The 19,150-nt window shown below is 63.8% G+C and carries 17 protein-coding genes and 4 pseudogenes; 6 read left to right on the forward strand and 15 right to left on the reverse strand.

What is annotated here, in order from left to right; genetic code table 11:
* Positions 1-19: 19 nt before the first annotated feature.
* Entirely contained in the window at positions 20-1,045 is a 1,026-nt protein-coding gene (locus tag ACIP90_RS20525; RefSeq protein ID WP_400581560.1) for a thiamine-phosphate kinase, read from the reverse strand.
* Between the two features lie 208 nt (positions 1,046-1,253).
* Here ACIP90_RS20525 and ACIP90_RS20530 point away from each other — a divergent pair, with 208 nt between their 5' ends.
* On the forward strand, positions 1,254-1,706 hold the full coding sequence (locus ACIP90_RS20530; protein ID WP_400581579.1) for a DUF3515 family protein: 453 nt from the start codon (positions 1,254-1,256) through the stop codon (positions 1,704-1,706).
* Between the two features lie 246 nt (positions 1,707-1,952).
* Here the strand turns inward: ACIP90_RS20530 and ACIP90_RS20535 are convergent, their stop codons facing one another.
* The 6 genes from ACIP90_RS20535 to leuC all read right to left on the reverse strand — a co-directional run bounded on the left by ACIP90_RS20535 (position 1,953) and on the right by leuC (position 8,501).
* Positions 1,953-3,098: a D-alanine--D-alanine ligase family protein gene (locus ACIP90_RS20535; RefSeq protein WP_400581561.1), complete on the reverse strand. Its 1,146-nt coding sequence runs from the start codon at positions 3,096-3,098 to the stop codon at positions 1,953-1,955.
* Between the two features lie 2 nt (positions 3,099-3,100).
* Positions 3,101-4,153, reverse strand: a complete 1,053-nt coding sequence (locus ACIP90_RS20540) for an NAD(P)H-dependent glycerol-3-phosphate dehydrogenase (protein ID WP_400581562.1) — start codon at positions 4,151-4,153, stop codon at positions 3,101-3,103.
* Complete coding sequence (locus ACIP90_RS20545) at positions 4,150-4,896, reverse strand: lysophospholipid acyltransferase family protein (protein ID WP_400581563.1); 747 nt, start codon at positions 4,894-4,896, stop codon at positions 4,150-4,152. The genes ACIP90_RS20540 and ACIP90_RS20545 overlap by 4 nt, the downstream gene beginning before the upstream one ends.
* 9 nt (positions 4,897-4,905) lie before the next feature.
* The gene (gene murA / locus ACIP90_RS20550) at positions 4,906-6,231 is read right to left on the reverse strand and encodes a UDP-N-acetylglucosamine 1-carboxyvinyltransferase (protein ID WP_400581564.1); all 1,326 of its coding nucleotides are present in this window, start codon (positions 6,229-6,231) and stop codon (positions 4,906-4,908) included.
* 200 nt (positions 6,232-6,431) lie between these two features.
* Positions 6,432-7,034: a 3-isopropylmalate dehydratase small subunit gene (gene leuD / locus ACIP90_RS20555; protein WP_400581565.1), complete on the reverse strand. Its 603-nt coding sequence runs from the start codon at positions 7,032-7,034 to the stop codon at positions 6,432-6,434.
* 9 nt (positions 7,035-7,043) lie between these two features.
* Positions 7,044-8,501 carry a 3-isopropylmalate dehydratase large subunit gene (gene leuC, locus ACIP90_RS20560; RefSeq protein ID WP_400581566.1) on the reverse strand — a complete coding sequence of 486 codons (1,458 nt, stop codon included), beginning with the start codon at positions 8,499-8,501 and terminating at the stop codon, positions 7,044-7,046.
* A gap of 111 nt (positions 8,502-8,612) precedes the next feature.
* On the opposite strand from leuC, the gene ACIP90_RS20565 reads away from it, so the two are divergent.
* Together ACIP90_RS20565 and ACIP90_RS20570 are read left to right on the forward strand one after the other, a co-directional pair.
* Positions 8,613-9,332 (forward strand): IclR family transcriptional regulator, encoded by a 720-nt coding sequence (locus ACIP90_RS20565; RefSeq protein ID WP_043420062.1) that lies wholly within the window; start codon positions 8,613-8,615, stop codon positions 9,330-9,332.
* Positions 9,333-9,391: 59 nt separating this feature from the next.
* On the forward strand, positions 9,392-9,952 hold the full coding sequence (locus ACIP90_RS20570) for a DUF1697 domain-containing protein (RefSeq protein ID WP_400581567.1): 561 nt from the start codon (positions 9,392-9,394) through the stop codon (positions 9,950-9,952).
* 730 nt (positions 9,953-10,682) lie between these two features.
* On the opposite strand, the pseudogene ACIP90_RS20575 reads toward ACIP90_RS20570, so the two are convergent.
* Positions 10,683-11,278, reverse strand: a pseudogene (locus tag ACIP90_RS20575) (recombinase family protein).
* A gap of 279 nt (positions 11,279-11,557) precedes the next feature.
* On the reverse strand, positions 11,558-12,520 hold the full coding sequence (locus ACIP90_RS20580; protein ID WP_400581568.1) for an AraC family transcriptional regulator: 963 nt from the start codon (positions 12,518-12,520) through the stop codon (positions 11,558-11,560).
* Positions 12,521-12,676: 156 nt separating this feature from the next.
* Here ACIP90_RS20580 and ACIP90_RS20585 point away from each other — a divergent pair, with 156 nt between their 5' ends.
* The gene (locus ACIP90_RS20585) at positions 12,677-13,720 is read left to right on the forward strand and encodes a carbon-nitrogen hydrolase family protein (protein ID WP_400581569.1); all 1,044 of its coding nucleotides are present in this window, start codon (positions 12,677-12,679) and stop codon (positions 13,718-13,720) included.
* Between the two features lie 268 nt (positions 13,721-13,988).
* Positions 13,989-14,340: pseudogene (locus ACIP90_RS20590) on the forward strand (VOC family protein); the annotation flags it as partial.
* Between the two features lie 26 nt (positions 14,341-14,366).
* On the opposite strand, the pseudogene ACIP90_RS20595 reads toward ACIP90_RS20590, so the two are convergent.
* A pseudogene (locus ACIP90_RS20595) lies at positions 14,367-14,956 on the reverse strand (IS110 family transposase).
* Between the two features lie 380 nt (positions 14,957-15,336).
* Between ACIP90_RS20595 and ACIP90_RS20600 the strand changes: the two are divergent.
* Positions 15,337-16,014, forward strand: a complete 678-nt coding sequence (locus ACIP90_RS20600; RefSeq protein WP_400581570.1) for a GntR family transcriptional regulator — start codon at positions 15,337-15,339, stop codon at positions 16,012-16,014.
* 51 nt (positions 16,015-16,065) lie between these two features.
* Here ACIP90_RS20600 and ACIP90_RS20605 read toward each other — a convergent pair whose 3' ends face one another.
* The 5 genes and pseudogenes from ACIP90_RS20605 to ACIP90_RS20625 all read right to left on the reverse strand — a co-directional run.
* Positions 16,066-16,725, reverse strand: a complete 660-nt coding sequence (locus tag ACIP90_RS20605; protein ID WP_400581572.1) for a GntR family transcriptional regulator — start codon at positions 16,723-16,725, stop codon at positions 16,066-16,068.
* A 51-nt stretch (positions 16,726-16,776) separates the two neighbouring features.
* Positions 16,777-17,460: a GntR family transcriptional regulator gene (locus ACIP90_RS20610; protein WP_400581573.1), complete on the reverse strand. Its 684-nt coding sequence runs from the start codon at positions 17,458-17,460 to the stop codon at positions 16,777-16,779.
* Between the two features lie 64 nt (positions 17,461-17,524).
* Positions 17,525-18,658, reverse strand: coding sequence for an FAD-dependent oxidoreductase (locus ACIP90_RS20615; protein ID WP_400581574.1), 1,134 nt, complete (start codon positions 18,656-18,658; stop codon positions 17,525-17,527).
* Between the two features lie 59 nt (positions 18,659-18,717).
* On the reverse strand, positions 18,718-18,906 hold the full coding sequence (locus tag ACIP90_RS20620) for a hypothetical protein (RefSeq protein ID WP_400581575.1): 189 nt from the start codon (positions 18,904-18,906) through the stop codon (positions 18,718-18,720).
* Between the two features lie 47 nt (positions 18,907-18,953).
* A pseudogene (locus ACIP90_RS20625) lies at positions 18,954-19,150 on the reverse strand (FAD-dependent oxidoreductase); the annotation flags it as partial.

A 19,150-nucleotide genomic window follows, 5' to 3' on the forward strand; every position in this document is an offset into this window, starting at 1 on the left:
TAGCGCGTTGGCGGCAATCTTAGTCTGCAAAGTGATCCCATCCCACGGAGTCTGCGGGCCGTCCCGCGATCTTTACGCCCGCGGCTTCATTCGTGCCGCAGGTCTGTACTGAGCCTATCCCAGTGAAGCCGGGCGGCAGCTGAACGTGCGCAGGGAATGTGGCAAGCAGACCGTGGTCCTCGCCGCCGCCCAGCACCCAGGCCAGCGGATCGGCGCCGAGCAGGGCGGCGGCGGTCTCCAGCGGCGCTGTCAGCAGCTTCAGCTTCCCGGGATCGAGATCCAGGACCACATTGCCCGCGATGGCCAGCCTGGTGCCGTCCCGCACAAGGCCATCGGAGATGTCCATCATGGCGGTGGCCCCTGAGAGCCGGGCCAAGGGGCCGGCCTCAAGCGGCGGCTCGGGACGGCACTGAAGGTCCAGGAGGTGCCTCAACTCCGGGCTCAGTGATTCCACCGGGTGCTGCGATTCCAAGAGGGCAAGCCCGGCCGCGGCCCGGCCGGCGTTCCCTGCAATGGCCAGGGTGTCGCCGGCGGCCGCCCCGGAGCGGAGCACCGGCTGCCCGCCGCTGAGTGTGCCGAGGACCGCGACCGTCACAGAGAGCTCGCCCCCGCGGCCCAAATCACCGCCGGCGACGGAGCACGATCCGGCACCGAGCTTCCCAATGGCGGCGGCCAGTCCGTCCGCCAGGTCCTCGACCCAGTCCACGGGAGTGGCCGCCGGCATGGTCAGACTCACTACCAGTGAGGTAGCCATAGCGCCCATGGCATTGATGTCGCTGAGATTCTGGGCAGCCGCCTTCCAGCCCACGTCATAGCCTGTGGTCCGGTAGCCGTTGTTCCACTGGAGCCGGAAATCCTGGTCCTGCACCTGGGTATCGATGCTGACGACCGTCCGGCCGTCCGGAGCGGCGACGACCGCGGCATCATCGCCGGGCCCGAGGAGAACAGCAGCGCTGTGGGCCGCGCCCAGCTCCAGCCGCGGAAAGATCCGCGTGAGGAGCTCGGCTTCGGACAGTTCTGCGACAGTCAGTGGTGTTTGGGGCACGCCACTACGCTACCGCGACGGGCCGACATTGTTTCCTGCCGGACACCGGCGTCCGGTTACGATTCAGGCAATTCCTGCGGCCGCCCCGGGATAGGGTTAACCCATGCACTGCCCCTCCGCCGTCCGTGAACCAGCTGGAAACAGATCAGCCCGCAGCCTTGGGCTCAGCGGACCGGCAGGAAGGCCGCGCACCTTGGCCGTCCTCGCCATGGCGGCAGCAGCGGCGCTCGCCCTGGCCGGATGCGCCCCCGCCGTCGATGTTGCCCCCGCTGCGGATGCGGCGGACCCGGGCTGTGCCCCCATGATGGTGGCGCTCCCGGACGCCATCGGCGAACACCGCCTCCGCAAAACCAACAGCCAGGCGACGGCCGCGTGGGGCGATCCGTCCCGGGTCATCCTGCGCTGTGGCGTCAACATTCCCGGGCCCACCACCGACCGCTGCGTCAGCGTCAACGACGTGGACTGGGTCATCAAGGAGGGCAATCCCGTGTGGACGCTGACCACGTTCGGGCGTGAGCCGGCAACGGAGATCCTGATGGACCCGGACAAGATCAGCTCAGCCACCGTGCTCGCCGATCTATCGGCGGCGGCCGCGAAGATCAAAGCGAGCCGCAACTGCGTGGGCCAGGAGGACCTCCAGGACCTGCCCACCAGCAAGTAGGCAGGTCCCGGTGGGCCCACGCCGGCAGGGTTCCCTGGCCGAAGCGGAGCGAGGTTAGGGTGCCTGTGGTGGGCCCACGCCGGCAGGGTTCCCTGGCCGAAGCGGAGCGAGGTTAGGCTGCCTGTGGTGGGCCCACGCCGGCAGGGTTCCCTGGCCGAAGCGGAGCGAGGTTAGGGTGCCTGTGGTGGGCCCACGCCGGCAGGGTTCCCTGGCCGAAGCGGAGCGAGGTTAGGGTGCCGGTGGGGACTAGCGGAGTCCGGTCTTGCGCGTGAGTGCCAGGTGGATCAGTTCGTCGATCAGGTCCGGATAGCTCAGGCCGGAGGCAGCCCACATCTGCGGATACATGCTCTTCGGCGTAAACCCCGGCATCGTGTTGATCTCGTTGATGATGACCGCACCGTCCGGGGTGTAGAAGAAGTCAACCCGGCTTAGGCCTTCTGCTCCGACGGCGTCGAACGCCACCGCCGCGAGTTCGCGGACCCTCGTTATGGCTTCCTCAGGCATGTCGGCCGGGCAACTCAGTGCCGCAGCGTCATCCACGTACTTGGCGGTGAAGTCGTAGAACTCGTGATCCCCTGCCGCCACCGTAATCTCACCGGGCAGGGACGTCCGGGGCGCGTCGGAACCACGGCCCTCAAGCACGGCACACTCGATCTCCCTGCCGACGATGCCCGCCTCGATGACGAGCTTGGGGTCATGTTCGCGGGCGGCCTCGATCGCGGCATCAAGGTCATCCAGCGAATCCACTTTGGAGATGCCCATGGACGATCCGGCACGGGCGGGCTTGACGAACACGGGGTAGCCGAGAAGATCCACGCGCTTGCGCACAGATTCGGGATCGACGCGCCACTGCCGGTCAGTCACGGCAATGTAGGGGCCCACCCGTAGGCCCGCGGCCTCGAAGACCACCTTCATGAAGTGCTTGTCCATGCCCACGGCCGATGCCAGCACTCCGGCGCCGACGTAGCGCGTGTCCGAAAGCTCCAGAAGCCCCTGGATGGTTCCGTCCTCACCGAACGGTCCGTGAAGCAGGGGAAAGACCACGTCCACTGTCCCGAGTTCCCGGGGAACCTCGTTGGGCGACGCCACGATGAGCTGGTGCTCTCCACCCATTTGGGTCAGCGTCACCGTCTGGTCCGACGGTGCCACCTCGGGCAGAGAGGAGGACGCCAGCGACCATTGCCCCGTGTCCCCCGCGGCGAGGACCCACTGGCCGGACTTGGCGATTCCGATGGGAATGACGTCGTATTTGTTGCGGTCGATCGCTCCCAGCACCCCGGCTGCGGTGACGCAGCTTACGGCGTGTTCACTGGAACGGCCACCAAAGAGCACCGCAACGCGGGGCTTGCGCGTCGTGGCGTTGTCCGCTGCGGTCAAGTTTTCTTCCGACACTGTCAGTAATCGCCTTCGGGTTTCAGTTCCCGGGCCAGCAGTAGCGGCCCCAGTTGGTCAACGGACAATTTTCCGGCCAGCACCGCGACCACGGCAGCGGTGATGGGCATTTCGACACCGAGCTTACCGGCAAGTTCATGGACTGCCTGGCCGGACTTGATGCCTTCGGCGGTTTGTGTCATCTTTTCCGCCACTTCGTCCAGGGTGAGGCCCTGGCCGAGCAGGCGGCCGGCGGTGTGGTTCCGCGAAAGCGGCGACGAGCAGGTGGCAACAAGGTCCCCCAGACCGGCCAGGCCGGCCATCGTCTGCGCCTCACCGCCCAGGGCGAGGGCCAGCCGCGAAGTCTCGGCGAGCCCGCGGGTGATCACCGAGGCCTTGGTGTTGTCCCCCATCTGCTTTCCTTCACAGATGCCCACGGCCAGGGCAATGACGTTCTTGACGATGCCACCGATTTCGACGCCGACGACATCCGAGGTGGTGTAGGGGCGGAAATACGGTGCAGTGCAGCTCCGCGCGATCCAGCCGGCCGCTGCGGAGTCCGAGCAGGCCACCACTGAGGCCGTGGGCTCTTCCCGCGCGATTTCCATGGCCAGATTGGGTCCGGAGACGACGGCAATGCGGTCATCCGGGATGTCCAGCTCCTCCCGGATGACCTCGCTCATGCGCGCGTCGGTGCTCAGCTCGAGGCCTTTCATGAGGGACACCACCATGGCGTCCGGCTCCAGCAGGCCCTTCCACTCGCGCAGCTGCAGCCGCAGTGACTGCGCCGGCACGGCGAGCACCACCAGGTCGGCACCGGCGAGCACCTCCGCGACGTCCGTGGACGCCGAAATGCTCGGCGGCAGTTCGACGTCGGCCAGGTACTGGGGATTGCGGTGGAGGCTGTTAATCTGCTCCACAACCTCCGGTCGCCGCCCCCAGATGCGGATGCGGCGATCGGCGCCCGAGGCGGTGGCTGCATCCGCGAGGATCTTCGCGAACGTGGTACCCCAGGATCCCGCGCCCAGGACCGCCACCGACAGGGCGGAGCCGGTCCGGACCTGCCCAGGCGTCATTTTCCACCCCGCTCAACGTCGCGGCCGTGCTTCGTCTGGTTGTGCGCGGCAGGATCCCAGCGTTTGGCAGGGGCCTGCTCTCCCCGGAGCTCGGCAAGCAGGCCGGTAACGGCGTCCATGATGACCTCGGTGGCCTCCGTGAGGGTGGCCTTGTCCCTGGGCCGTCCCTCGAAGCGGGAGAGGTCCACCGGATCACCGATCAGGATCCTGGACGTTTTCCGCGGAAAAAGGTGGAACCGCTTGGCATACCGCGGGAAGACTTCGTGGGCACCCCAGTGGGCCATGGGCACGACAGGGATGCCGCCCTCAAGCGCCAGCCGCGCGGCACCGGTGTGGCCCTTCATGGGCCAGAGGTCGGGGTCGCGCGTCAGCGTACCCTCCGGGTAGATAATGATCGCCCCGCCCTCGGCGACAATCTCCTTGGCGAGCTGTAGCGAGTGGTTCGCGCCCGCCGTCGAGCGTTCCACCGGAATCTGCTTGACGGCGTGGAGCACGCTGCCCAGTACCGGCACCTTGAAAAGCCCCGCCTTTGCAAGGAAATGCGGTGCCCGCTTTTGGTTGTAAAGCATGTGCCCGATCACAATTGGATCGATCTCGGTGCAGTGGTTGGGCGCGGCTATGAAACCGCCGGCGGGAAGTTTTTCCGTGCCTTCCCACTTCTTGTTCATCATCAGGTTCAACAGGGGCCGGGCGATCCCGGCAATGATCACAAATGTGATGCGGCTTTTCGCCGATTCCTTCACCGGGCCACGCTACTTCTCAGAAGTGATGTCGAAGTCGGCCCCGAGTCCTGCCAGCTTTTCAGTGAAACGCTCGTAGCCGCGGTTAATAATGTCGATGCCTGTCACCCGGGACGTGCCCGTCGCTGCCAAGGCGGCGATGAGGTGGCTGAAACCACCGCGCAGGTCCGGCACATCGATGTCCGTGCCCTTAAGCTGCATCGGGCCGGAGATGACGGCTGAATGCCGGAAGTTCCGCTGCCCAAAGCGGCACGGCACGCTGCCCAGGCATTCCCGGTGGACCTGGATGCTGGCCCCCATGCGGATCAGGGCGTCGGTGAAGCCAAAGCGGTTCTCGTAGACGGTCTCGTGCACAATCGACACGCCTTCGGCCTGCGTCAGTGCCACCACGAGCGGCTGCTGCCAGTCCGTCATGAAGCCGGGGTGCACATCGGTCTCAAGCACCAGCGGCGAGAGCTTGCCGCCGCGGTGGTAGAACCGGATGCCGTCGTCGCCGATGTCCATGCCGCCGCCCACCTTGCGGAAGGTGTTCAGGAAAGTCATCATGTCGCGCTGGGACGCGCCTTGAACAAAGATGTCGCCGCGGGTGACCAGAGCAGCGGAAGCCCAGGAGGCCGATTCGTTGCGGTCAGCCAGGGCCCGGTGGTTGTAGCCGCCAAGGTCGCGGACTCCTTCAATGCGGATGGTGCGGTCCGTCTGGACGCTGATGATGGCGCCCATCTTCTGCAGCACCGCAATCAGGTCAACGATCTCCGGCTCGGTGGCGGCGCCGGAGAGCTCCGTAATGCCCTCGGCACGGGTCGCGCTGAGGAGGACCTGCTCCGTGGCGCCGACCGAGGGATACGGCAGGGAAATCTTGGCTCCGTGGAGTCCCTTGGGCGCGGAAATGTGAATGCCGCCCGGGCGCTTCTCCACGACCGCACCGAATTGGCGCAGTACATCCAGGTGGAAGTCAATGGGGCGGTCACCGATCTTGCAGCCGCCAAGGTCGGGGATGAAGGCCTCCCCGATGGCGTGGATCAGCGGCCCGCACAGCAGGATCGGGATCCGGGAATCACCGGCGTGTGCGTCGATGGCGGTGCTGGGCGCCGTCTTGGCGTCCTTCGGGTCCAGGGTGAGGTCACCGCTGACTGGATCCTTCTCCACCGTGACGCCGTGGAGCTGGAGCAGGCTGGTGACAACCTCGACGTCCTTGATTTCCGGAACGTTCCGGAGCACTGACGGCTCGTTGCCCAGCAGCGCCGCCACCATGGCCTTGGGCACAAGGTTCTTGGCACCGCGGACGTGGACACGGCCAGTAAGCGGGACGCCTCCGCGGATTGTCAGAACACTACTCATTTACCGGTTTCCTCACGACTACTCGCCCCCAAATCCTTACAAAGGCACCAGCTAAGCATATGAGCTTGCGTTACCGAACCGAAATACGGCCCCTTCTGCCGCAAGCGCAATGGCCCGGGGAGCACTGTTAAGGCCCGCCGCATGGTATGCGGCGGGCCTCATTGCCCTGCTGGTCCCAGAGGATGCCTGGGGAAGAATTTCTAGGACAGCCTGGCCGGCAGGGTCTTCGGCTTGAAGGCCGGCCGGGTGGCCTCATAAGTGGTGATGTCTTCCTCGTGCTGCAGGGTCAGGCCGATGTCGTCCAGGCCTTCGAGCAGCCGCCACCGCGTGTAGTCATCGATCGCGAACGGAGCGACCAGGTTGCCGCAGGTGACGGTCTTGGACACGAGGTCCACCGTCACCTCGGTGCCCGGCGCATTCTCCAGCGTCTTCCAGATGAGTTCGATGTCATCCTGGGCGAGTTCGGCGGCCAGCAGGCCCTGCTTTCCGGAGTTGCCGCGGAAAATGTCGGCGAACCGGGAAGACAGCACCGTCTTGAAGCCATAGTCCTTCAGTGCCCAGACGGCGTGCTCGCGGGAGGAGCCCGTGCCGAAGTCCGGACCGGCCACGAGGACCGAGCCGGCGCTGAACGGCGCCTGGTTCAGGATGAAGGACGGGTCCTTCCGCCAGGCCGAGAACAGCGCGTCCTCAAAGCCCGTGCGGGTGATGCGCTTGAGGTAGACAGCCGGGATGATCTGGTCGGTGTCGACGTTGCTCTGGCGCAGCGGGACGCCGATTCCGGTGTGCGTGGTGAACTTTTCCATGGGGTCTTCCTAGGCTGCGTCGGTCGTCTGGAGGGCTGCGGATTCCGGTGCCGGATCAAGGTCCGACGGCGAGCTCAGCGTGCCGCGCACGGCCGTGGCTGCTGCGACCACCGGCGATACGAGGTGCGTCCGGCCACCCTTGCCCTGGCGTCCTTCAAAGTTGCGGTTGGACGTGGACGCGCAGCGCTCCCCCGGCTCCAACTGGTCCGGGTTCATGCCCAGGCACATGGAGCATCCGGCGAAGCGCCACTCCGCGCCGAAGTCCTTGAACACGCGGTCCAGACCCTCGGCTTCCGCCTCGAGGCGGACCCGGGCCGAACCCGGAACCACGAGCATGCGGACCTGGGGGTCCTTCTGGCGGCCGCGGATGATGTCCGCCGCGGCCCGCAGGTCCTCGATGCGGGAGTTGGTGCAGGAGCCGAGGAAGACCGTGTCGACCCGGATGTCCTTCATGCGCGTTCCCGCCTCCAGCCCCATGTACTGCAGGGCGCGTTCGGCCGCCGCCTTGGCGTTCTCGTCACCGAAGTCGTTGGGGGAAGGCACCTTGTCCGAGAGCGAGACGCCCTGGCCGGGGTTGGTGCCCCATGTGACGAACGGCTCAAGAGTGTCGGCGTCGAGGTCCACCTGGGCGTCAAAGACAGCATCGTCGTCGCTGCGGAGCGTGTTCCAGTATTCGACGGCGGCGTCCCAGTCAGCGCCTTCGGGCGCGTGCGGGCGGCCCTTCATGTAGGCGTACGTGGTTTCGTCCGGGGCCACCAGGCCGGCGCGGGCACCGGCTTCGATGGACATGTTGCAGATGGTCATCCGGGCTTCCATGGACAGCGCCCGGATGGCCGAGCCGCGGTATTCCAGGACGTAGCCCTGGCCGCCGCCGGTGCCGATCTTGGCGATCACCGCGAGGATGATGTCCTTGGCCGTGACGCCGGGACGGAGGGTGCCCTCGACGTTGATGGCCATGGTCTTGAACGGCTTCAGGGACAGCGTCTGGGTGGCCATCACATGCTCCACCTCGGACGTGCCGATGCCCATGGCCAGCGCACCGAAGGCGCCGTGGGTGGACGTGTGCGAATCGCCGCAGACCACGGTCATGCCCGGCTGGGTCAGGCCCAGCTGCGGGCCAACGACGTGCACGATGCCCTGCTCTGCATCGCCGAGCGAATGGAGGCGGACGCCGAACTCCTGGCAATTGTTGCGCAGGGTCTGGATCTGCGTGCGGCTGGTGAGGTCGGCAATTGGCTTGTCAATGTCCAGCGTGGGAGTGTTGTGGTCCTCAGTGGCGATGGTGAGGTCCGGGCGGCGCAGTTTGCGGCCGGCCAGCCGCAGCCCTTCGAAGGCCTGCGGCGAAGTCACCTCGTGAACGAGGTGAAGGTCGATGTAGAGAAGGTCCGGCTGTGCGTTGGCGCCGTCGCCATCGCCTTTGCGCACCACGTGCGCGTCCCAGACTTTCTCGGCCAATGTGTTCGCCATGGCCTTCTCCCTTCACTGCTGTTGGTTGTTGATTCCACTGAAACAGCAGAGCCATGTAATACGCCAGTCAAAAGATTTGCATCTCAGATAATGAGACGGCAATATCATTACATGGACAATTCTAGTGGAGTCGGTGTCATTGATAAAGCGGCCCAGGTGCTTGATGCGCTCGAGGCCGGACCCACGACTCTGGCGCAGCTCGTCGCTGCCACGGGGCTGGCGAGGCCAACCGTGCACCGGCTCGCGCTGGCGCTCGTTCACCACCGCCTGGTGAGCCGGGACATCCAGGGACGGTTCGTGCTGGGCAGCCGCCTGGTGGAACTCGCCTCGGCGGCCGGCGAGGACCGCCTCATCGCCTCCGCCGGACCCGTGCTGATGCAGTTGCGCGACGCCACCGGCGAGAGTGCCCAGATCTTCCGCCGCCAGGGCGACTGGCGCGTCTGCGTCGCCTCCGCGGAGCGGCCGATCGGCCTCCGCGATACGATCCCCGTCGGCACGCAGCTGTCCATGAAGGCGGGCTCCGCAGCCCAGGTTCTGCTTGCGTGGGAGGACCACGACCGCCTGCTGGAGGGGCTGCAGTCCGCCCGCTTTACGCCCACTGTTTTGGCAGGAGTACGACGGCGGGGCTGGGGCCAGAGCCTCGGCGAACGTGAGCCGGGGGTCGCCTCGGTTTCCGCGCCGGTCCGCGGACCTTCCGGACGGGTGATCGCCGCCGTTTCTATCTCCGGCCCCATCGAGAGGCTCACCCGCCAGCCCGGCAGGCTGCATGCGGAAGTCGTCTGCAACGCGGCCCGGGTCCTGACCGAGGCTCTCCGCAAGAACAACGACTGACCCCTACCGGCTCCAACCGCCTCCGCTCCCGGGTTTTCCGCTGGCAGTAGTCTGGGCGGATGACGAGCTACGCAGTGTTCCTCCGCGGCATCAACGTGGGTGGCATCACGATCAAGATGGCGGACCTCAAGGAAGCCCTCAAATCCCGGCCCTTCAGCGACGTGAAGACGCTCCTGGCCAGCGGCAATGTGGTACTGGCGAGCGACCTGGAGCCGGAAGCGGTCAAGAAGGAGTTTGAGGCATGCCTGCGGGAAGCCTTTGGCTACGACGCCTGGGTGGTGGTGCTCACGGCCTCCCGCGTGGCGGAGCTTGTGGAGCTCTGCCACTACCCGGCAGACGACAAGACCACGCACACCTACATCACTCTGGCCTCAGACACGGCAGCGCTTGACGAGCTATTCACCTCCGGGGAGTCGATCGGCGGGGTGGAACAGACCCGGCTGGGTCCGGAGGCGTCGGCCTGGCTTGCCCCGGCGGGCGGGACTCTGGACAGCCCGTTCAGCAAGCTCTCGGCCAAGCCGAAGTACAAGGCTTCGACCACAACGCGCAACCTCCGGACCATGGTCAAGGTCCGGGACGCCGCAGCCGCACTGGAGCCGGGCAGCGCCAGCGACGGCTGACCGCCCGTAGGCTCCCGGCCGGGCAACCCGAAGGGCAGGCAGAGGATGGATTGTGGGAGGAAATAAGCGAAGCACCGACTCAAGGCATCGGCTGTGCAGCCGTCCGCAGGACGGTTGAGCCGGTGGAGCGGGCCCGTACGATCCGCAGGAATCTCAATGATGTTGTCACCGGACTCCTGCGGGTCGGTAAGGGCGGTCCCCTCTCGGTCGGCGTTCCCGAGTAGGGCTCGCGCGGCTTCTTTCGCTCATGGCTGTGGTCCTTCCAAGGGTGGATGGGGCGGCGTTGGTGACCGGCCAGCTTCCCGTCTCCCCCGACTTCTATGTCTGTCAAGCGGCTGGAAAAACGGGCGCGGGCGCGGACCAAGTTGTTTTGCCGGTGGGCGGGGGCGGCTTAGGTGACCGGCCAGCTTCCCCTCTCCCGCCGTTGTTTTGGCTGCTGGCGAAGCTTGCGGAGCTGTGCCCGATGGAGGCCTGTCTACCCGCAGGGCAAGAGCCGGGAAATTCCCGGAGGAAATCAGCGATGAAGGAGCGCCGCAGGGAAAATCCTGCACGCAGGCCCCGGAGTTCACGGAGGGGCTAGACGGGCCGGAGCGGGCACGTACAATCCCTTGGGACAGCAGCCAAAACAAGAAAACGCTTCTACAGCCCGAGCGAAGCGAGGACCATTACACTGCGCCCAGCGCTGTGCGCCGCCGAACGCTCTCAGTCCTGTTGAGGAAAGGCACCGGTGCTAATTGGCAACCTGCTCGCCGGCAAGGGCTCGTGACCGCCTGTAGAAGGTCGCTCGGGACTTCCCCAGGTCGCGGGCAACCTGCGCGGCGGGCTCTCCACCTTGTACCAATCGGACAGCGCTTCTGATCTGGCTATCGGTAACCCGGCGGGGCCGGCCACCAAGGGCCTTGCCAGCTTCTCTTCGCTTGATTATGGAATCCGTGACGCGTTCACGCTTGATTTCGTGTTCCATCTGGGCGAGAGCGGCCATAATCGTGAACAACATCGAACCCATCGGCGTCGCGGTGTCGACGTCGCCTCCGCCAAGTTCAGGACGCGCAGGCCGGCGCCCCTGCTGCGGAGTTCATCGGCGAAGGCGAGCATGTTTTGGCTGGATCGCCCGAGCCGGTCCAAAGTCGTGATGACGAGGGTGTCGCCCTCCATCAGGGCTTGGATTGCATGCTCGAACTGTGGTCGCGAAGCACGTGCTCCGGAGACTCCATGGTCGCCGTGGAGGTCATCGCATCGGACGCCAGCGGCCAGTAGATCCGCCCGCTGCCGGTCCGTGGACTGTTGCCGTGTCGAAACTCGTGCATATCTTATAAGTTTCGTCATGGCCTGTTTACGATGTGTCGCATAACTATTGGTTAGTATGCCGATTCAACCAGCAGGTTTCGAGACATAGTTATGAGAATTGCCGGGCGCGGAGAAAGTAGCGTGATTTCACTTGAACCAGGTCTTGCCCACTTGGGTGCTTGTTCGCCTAATGAGACGCCTCGTATCCCAAAGGTTTTGAGACGGTCTTAGCGAGGGTTAAGGCCTCTCACAGTCAGGGATACGTGGGGACATTGCATACCGCTCACGGCGCTTGGAAACCTGTTGCCTAACGGGGGGTCAATCAGCAGATGCCACGCTGGCTCCGTCGGATGCGCGGGCCGCAAGAGCCCATTGTGTGGGAGTGCACTGGTAGACGCGAGTAAACGCTCGGACAAAGGTAGACGTGTCACGGAATCCGCACGCAATCGCGATGGATCCCACACTCTGGCGGGTTTGGTGCCGGGCAGCCAGGAGGGAAGTGGCGCGTTCCATGCGCCTGCGCCGGATATAAGCCGCTGGCGTCTCTCCACTCGCCGCGAAAACTTCGTGGAGCTTGCGGACAGAGACGTTTTCCGCGTTGGCCAGTCGTTCAACAGAGAGGTCTGGCTCGGCAAGATGTTGCCGGATATACGCTTTCGCAGATTCCAGCAGCCTCTCGTCGTCACTCCACGAGGCCTGTTGGAATCCCGCGAAAGAGCGTAGGGCGAGCGACAGTAAATCTGTGCTGATGCGCCCCAGCTCCACTCGGGCCAAGTCATCCATGTGGCCGCGGCCAGCCACCAGCCCCGCGGCGTAGCCGGCGAATGCCGCCATGCCGGGAACGGATTGATCGATTGTCCGCCCACAAAGGTCACTAACCAGCCGGTCCTTCAGCCCCAAAAGCCGGCGTGGAACGCGAAGGACAATGAGGTCCTGCCCTGATTGCGGTTGGTCCAGCAAATACGGACGGTTGATCTCGTAAAGGGCGGCAGTTCCAGGCACAAGGACAGCAGTCCGTCCATGCTGCTGGACAGCACCGGTCGACTGCAGCTGCAGCGACATCAGAATGTCGTCACCATCATTGCGGCGGGCCAACCGTTCGGGCCGCTCCACCCGGAGTGGCCCCGATTGGACTCGCGCCAGAGATACGCCGGCGGACAGCGATACGGACTCAAGATGTGCGACGAAATCTGGTTCGGGGGCTGTGCATAGCAGCGGCACGAACACACGGCTCGCAGCATCCTGCCACGCCAGAACATCAGTAACGGTCACGTCCGTCATTGCGTCCCTCCGGCTTCTCCGGGACGAGCACCTGTTTTCACCAGTAGAAGCCTGAACCTGCAGGAATAGTAGATGAGCCTGCAGAAACTGCCAACGTATTTAAGTGATCCCAGTCATACATTTGTAAGCACCATCTAAGCATAACGAGGAGTATTGATGAGAGAGAAGGTGCGGGTCGCTGCCGTTCAGGCCGAACCGGTGTGGCTGGACATTGATGGGACAACGGAAAAGACCGTTCACCTGATTGCCGAAGCCGCCGCTGGGGGAGCCGACTTGGTCGCGTTCCCGGAGACATGGATCCCGGGCTACCCGGTGTTCCTCTGGTCCTACCCTGTGTATGAGCAGATGCAGTTTGTCGCCCGCTACCATGCCAACTCCCCCACCATCGACGGGCCGCAGATAGCCAGGATCCGGGAAGCTGCACAGCGGCACGCGATCACGGTCATCGTGGGTTTCAGTGAGAAGGACGGCGGTTCGTTGTATATGTCCCAGGCGGTAATCGGCCCGGAGGGGGAGATCATCCAGCAGCGCCGGAAGCTCAAGCCCACGCATGCAGAGCGGACACTGTTCGGGGAAGGCGACGGCAGTGACATCAAGGTCCTCGACACGCCGCTGGGCCGGCTCGGAGCACTGCAGTGTTTCGAACATCTCCAGCCGCTGACAAAGTACGCCATGTACGCGCAGAACGAGCAGATCCACGTCGCCGGCTGGCCCTGCCTCGGGATCCTGGGCAACGTGCCGGCCCTGAGCCCTGAATCGATCATGGCCTGTTCCCAAACGTACGCCCTCGAAGGCAGCGCCTTCGTCATCACCGCCACCCAGATCATGTCCGATGACGGAGCCCGAAAGTTCCCGACCGCCGATGGAGGACCCACACCCGTCTACACAGGCGGCGGTGGCTACGCCCGCGTCTACGGCCCGCACTCAGGCCTCATCACCGAGCCCCTGGACCCCACCGAGGAAGGCATCGTCTACGCCGACCTCGATCTAGCGGACATCGACCTTGCCAAGAACACCGTCGACCCCGCGGGCCACTATGCCCGCGCTGACGTGACACGGCTAATCTTCGACGACACCCCCCGCACCCCGGTCATCCGCCGCAGCACTATGCCGAAGGCACCCGCTCGAACGGAGCCGTCATTCGAGCCCGACCTTCAATGGGATGGAGCCACGGAGACTGAGCCACCTGCGCACGTGTAATCCCCGAAGCGCAAATAGAAGTGCATCCCTAGGGACAGGAGCGGCAACCAGCGACCGGCCGGCATCCGGCACCTGAGGTACCGGATGACGGCCGGCTCAGTGTCTCGAAACCTGCCTGCTTCAAAAGACTAGGGTTTCGAGAGATTTTTAGCTGGCATGGACGCGACAAATAGCGCCGTCAAAACGCGCCGCTCTGATTTGCCCGCAAGTTGCGGACCGCACCGCCCGAGATCTTGACGTGGCACTTGCATTTTGCAAGTTGGGCGCCATGAGCCTCTTCATCACCTGCCCGGTCGAGAGCGTCGAGCGCGCGACCGCCTTCTATACCGCCCTGGGCTGGACTCTCAACCCGGAAATTTCCGATCACAACGTGTCATGCTTCGCGATCGCCCCCGAGCAGTAGGTCATGCTCGGCAGCCGCGAGATGTACGCGAGCGTCGGCGGCTCTGAGGAGCTGATCGGCGGACCCGGTACCCCCTCGAAAGTCACGGTCTCATTCGACCTCGGCAGCCGCGAGGCGGTGGACAAGCTCACCGAACGCGCGCGCCGCCGGCGGACGGATCGGTGACACGGATGACTACCCCTTCATGTACCAGCGCCAGTTCGACGATCCTGACGGCGGCCGAGGAGCGGGCACCGTGCTTCTTCAGCCACGCGTGAATCCGGGCAAGGCCGGCGCGGCGGATCCATCGGGTGTCCGGTGCTTAGTCAGCAGCGTCAGGGCGGCTTTGGACCGGCTGTAATCGAAGGCCCGCTCCAGAGCCGGGAAGTATTCCAGCAGCTGGGCCTGCAAACGGTTGATCGCCCGGACCCGGTCCGCAGCTTTGTCCGCCCGGCGGGCGGTGACGATCCGCAAACCGGTGCTGGTCTCATCACCGGCTCGCAGAGGCTGTAGATCACGGTTCATCCGGGCCTGGTCGGCGATGACGGCGGCGTCCTTCGCGTCGGTTTTGCCTTCACCCCGGAAAGCTTGGATGCGTGGTGCACCGTCCGGCCCGGGATGTAGAGAATGTCCTGGCCATGACCGATAAGCAGTGCGATCAACAGCGCCGATCCCCCGTGGTTCAGGTCAGTTGCCCAGATCACCTCATCCCCTGCTGCGAGCTCGAGGACGCTGCCCAAGAGCTGGAGCAGTGCGGGTTCGTCGTTTGGGACTCTCTGAGAGAGCAGCCGGTTTCCGTCGGCATCGATCACGACGCAGTGGTGGTGGGCTATGCCGGCGTCATGCCGGCCCATAGGTGCACCAAGAACAGCCTCCAGTCTGTTGGAAGGGTAAGGGCCCAGCAGATGACCGCGCCGTCGAGTCCCTATCCGGCGCTCATGTCGCGTCTCTCAATCAGCGGTCGGGTCATCGCGGGGTGGCGGGCGGCCAATCCTACGAAGCCGTCACGCACGAGTCGCCCGGCCACAGCAACAGAGCCATACCCGCCTCCCCTGGGTAGCCACGACCCTACAATGGCCGCGGAACTGCACCCGGTAACGGCATAAGGACAGCAGCACAAACAGAAAACGCTTCTACAGCCCGAGCGCAGCGAGATCCGAGAATCGAAGAGTGCTGAGAGCGTGAGTTGGTGAGCGGCCGGCCGGAAAATGTTCTACTGTTATACGCTTTCTGTATGCGTCTTACTGATCACATCGACACCGCGGGGACGAGCGTGAGCCAGAAGGTGGCAGACGGGCTGGTCCGGATGATTCTGGACGGCACCTTGAAGCCTGGAGAGCGGGTACGGGAGGCAGTGATCGCCGCTGATCTTGGCCTATCGAGGAACACTGTCCGCGAAGCTGTCCGCCTGCTGGAGAATACGGGTCTTGTGCGGTACATCTTCAACAAGGGCCTGGTGATCTGGAACCCCGACGATGCTGACGTGGTCGATGTCTACAAGGCCCGGTTGCAGCTTGAGCTGGCCGCAGTCGCATCTGTGGATGACGCCACCGACTTCACATCCGTTCACGGTGCGTTTGATCAATTCCTGGAGGCACTCAAGACTCACGATGTGCGGTCCATCGTTGAGGCGGACCTTGCCATCCACCAAGCCATCGTCGGGCTGATGGGCAGCGAAAGGCTCAACGGCTATTATGCCCAGCTCATGAATGAACTCCGGTACTTCCTGCTGGTGCTCTCAATCGACCATCGGGAATACGTGGACACTGCGGCCCTGGAAGAAGAGCATCGGACCATCATCGACGCCCTCATGCTCAGGGATCCGGCGCATGCCCGCGAAATCCTGGCCGGGATCATAGAGGAAAACCGCGACGCCGTCCGAGAGATTCTGAAGAAGCGGACTACGGCGTAGGCCGCCTGTTTCTTCAGCCTGCCGCCTGCGTGGATTGAAGTCGGGCCTGCACTATGCCTCGTTAGCGTTGACCCGGAGCGCATTGCGGAACTGACTGGCCATCTCGTCTCGGAAGGCATCGATGTCGCCATCCAAAGCAAGCGCAGCCAATCTCTCGTGCTCCACAGCGATTTCATGGAGGTCGCTGTAAGTAGGATGGTCGACCGCGAAGTAGAGACGCAGCTTGTTCTCCCAACCGTTCCAAAGACTTTGCAGGGCCGAATTCCCCGAAAACTCATAGAAGAGCCTGTGGAAGCGAAGATGAGCATCAATGCTGGCCGGGATATCGTGCTTGTCCGTGGCCCGGTAAAGTTCCTCGATGGTTTGCTTCAACCGAAGCCGCTCAGGGCCGCGTAACGTTGGGGCCGAGAGCTCAGCAGCGTACGGCTCGACAAGTAAGCGGATTGATGCGATCTCGGCCACATCACGGGCGCTCACCTCCACAACGAAAGATCCCCGGAAGGGGATCTTCACGACCAGCCCCTCCTCCTCAAGCCGGGTCAGCGCCTCACGCAGCGGGGACCGACTGATTCCGAGATCGGCAGCAATATGCGTCTCGCGCAACTGTTCCCCGGGAGGCACAGTTCCGTCCAGGATGGCTGTACGCAGCACGCGGTACACGCCGTCCGGCGTCGTCGTCCGCTGTTCTTGCCACTTGAACTTGCCGTCCATCGTGCCGCCTCTCTTGTCGATCTTCGGCTATTCGGGCCGGTACCTAAGTATTCAGGGCGTCGCACCCTGGTGAGTTGCCGTGAGGTCCTCAACGGCTTTTTGCATATGCCGCTTGATGGCCTTGAAGAGGGCTTCCCTGTCGCCGGCCTCCAAGAGATCCAGGATATTTTGATGTTCCTCTACCAGGACCTCCAGCCGTGCACGGGAGAAATCCATGTCGAGGTTACACATTCTTGATTCGGCCGCGAGCGTCTTGTAGATACGGATGAAGCGGGAATTGCCTGCGCCGGCAACGAGGGCAAAGTGGAACTGCAGCTCAAGGCCAGCAACTCTCTGCTGGTCGCCTGCGGACACTTGTTTCGCCATTTCATTCACAATTTCCTTCAGCGCTTCACAGGTTTCTTTGATCTGCCTGAGGCTGCCGTCCAATAGCCTGTCCGCCGCGGCGGATTCGAGGGACTCACGAACCTTGTAAATCTCTCTAAGGTCATGCTTTTCAACTTGGGAAACGAACACTCCGCGGTTGCGTCGATAGAAGAGGATTCCTTCCTGGCACAAGCGCTGTAGTGCTTCCCTGAGAGGACTTCTGGACATGTTGAGCTGGCTAGCCAATACGAATTCGTTGATCTGTTGCCCTGGGCGGATGGATCCTAGGACGATTTGTTCGCGCAGATGATCAGCGATCCGTTGCGCTGTGGGTATTCCCTTCAGTGCAAACAGTCCTTCTGGTGCCACCTTTTGACATCCCGCTCATCTCACGTTTCTTCATACTTCATGTCGTTCCGGCTGACAGGTTGGTCTAGCTCGTCTTGAAGCGTTCGGGCCTGACGAAATCCAGACCATTCACGGTCCCCTTGCCGAGGGCTTCGTATGCGGCAATGTGGCCGTAGCCGGTGGCGTTTTTGAATCCTCCGCCGGAGAAGCCTGTGGCGCCGTAAATTCTGCTTGTCTCGCCGAACCAACCCAGCAGCGGGTTCCGGTCATCGGTGTAGAGGTCCGGGAAGGCGTCGGAGCGGACGATCGTGGGGATGAGGCCGGGGAAGAACTCCGAGACCGTTTCGATGGTCTCGGAGATTTCGGCTGTTGAGAGTCCCCTGGGGAAACCGTCGGGGTCGGTTGTTACTGTGCCGCGCCCGTCCAGGGTGGCTTTGACGGTGACCCCGTCGACGGCGGGTGCACCGTACATGGATCGGTCCTCGTACATCCGGTTGAAAGTGGGGAACGTTTCCGGGGTGAACTGGGCTGCGTCTTTGGCGACGAACCAGGTCAGGAAGAGGCGCTTTGTCTGGGTTGCGGCTTTGAGGTAGTCGGGCATCAGCTTTTGGGACCAGCCGCCGGAGGAGACGATGACGTTCTCGAAGATCCAGGACTTCTCACCTGAGGTGATGAGGACGCCGTCTTCGGTTTCGGTGATGCTGTCGATCGGGGTGTTGGTGTAGACGGTCGCGCCGTTGGCCTCCGCCGCAGCAATGGCGGATGTGACGGCACGGTCGGTGCGCAGGACCCCCGCGTTCGGATCGTAGACAGCGCAGTCATCCGGGCGGAGGTTGTGCTGCGGGTAGCGTTCTGCCATTTCGTCGCGGCTGAGGATTTCGTGGGCCGCCCCGTTGGCTCGGGCGGTTTCCAGGAGGCTGCGGATGTATGGGCCGTCGGCGGTGCCGATGGACAGGCCGCCGCAGCGTGTGAGGATGTCCTGTCCGGTTTCGGCTTCCAGTTCAGCCCAGAGATCACGTGAGCGTTCCAGGATGGAGTACAGGTCAGGTACTCCACGGTAGATCATCCGAAAGAGCCTGGTATCACCTCCCACTGCACTTCTGCCGTGAGCAGGTGACTGCGCCTCGAATCCCGTGACGGAGTCAGTCAGGCGCGCTGCCTGCCACAACGCCATGCTTCCGATGCTGCCCAGGCCTATGACAGCCAGTTTTCCGTCCATGGTTAGAGCACCTCTTCCTGTCCACTTTTTCCGAATGTTGTTTGCTGCATGGACGCCCCTTAGCGGATTTTGGCTTCGGTGATGGCTGATTCGCCCGGATCCGGCTGGACACCCTCGGAGATGTCACGGGTGTTCTGCGTCTTGGGAATGTCCCCTCCCTGGCCGGTGGCTGCGCCGCCACAGGCAGTGAGGGCCAGCAGGACAGCAAGCCCGGCGGCCGCAGTCTGGACTTTATTGATGGTCTTCATGGTGCTTCCCATCGGTGGGGGTTCAGGTGCAGGTTGTGGTTGACGGACTATTCGTGAAGTCCGGCGAGCCTGCTACCGAATTTGGCCAGAAGTGAGGTCTCGGTGGAATCCCTGCGCTCTTCCCACTGGTCAGCAAAGCCGAACAGGCTGTACATGCTGTGAACTCCCAGCCAGCGAAGGGGCTCGGGCTCCCACTTCGGTGCGCGGTATCCCACCCAGGGAAGTGACGTTCGTTCTGTCTTCC

Origin of the sequence: Arthrobacter sp. NPDC093139 (assembly GCF_044754165.1) — a bacterium.
Classification (GTDB): Bacteria; Actinomycetota; Actinomycetes; order Actinomycetales; family Micrococcaceae; genus Arthrobacter.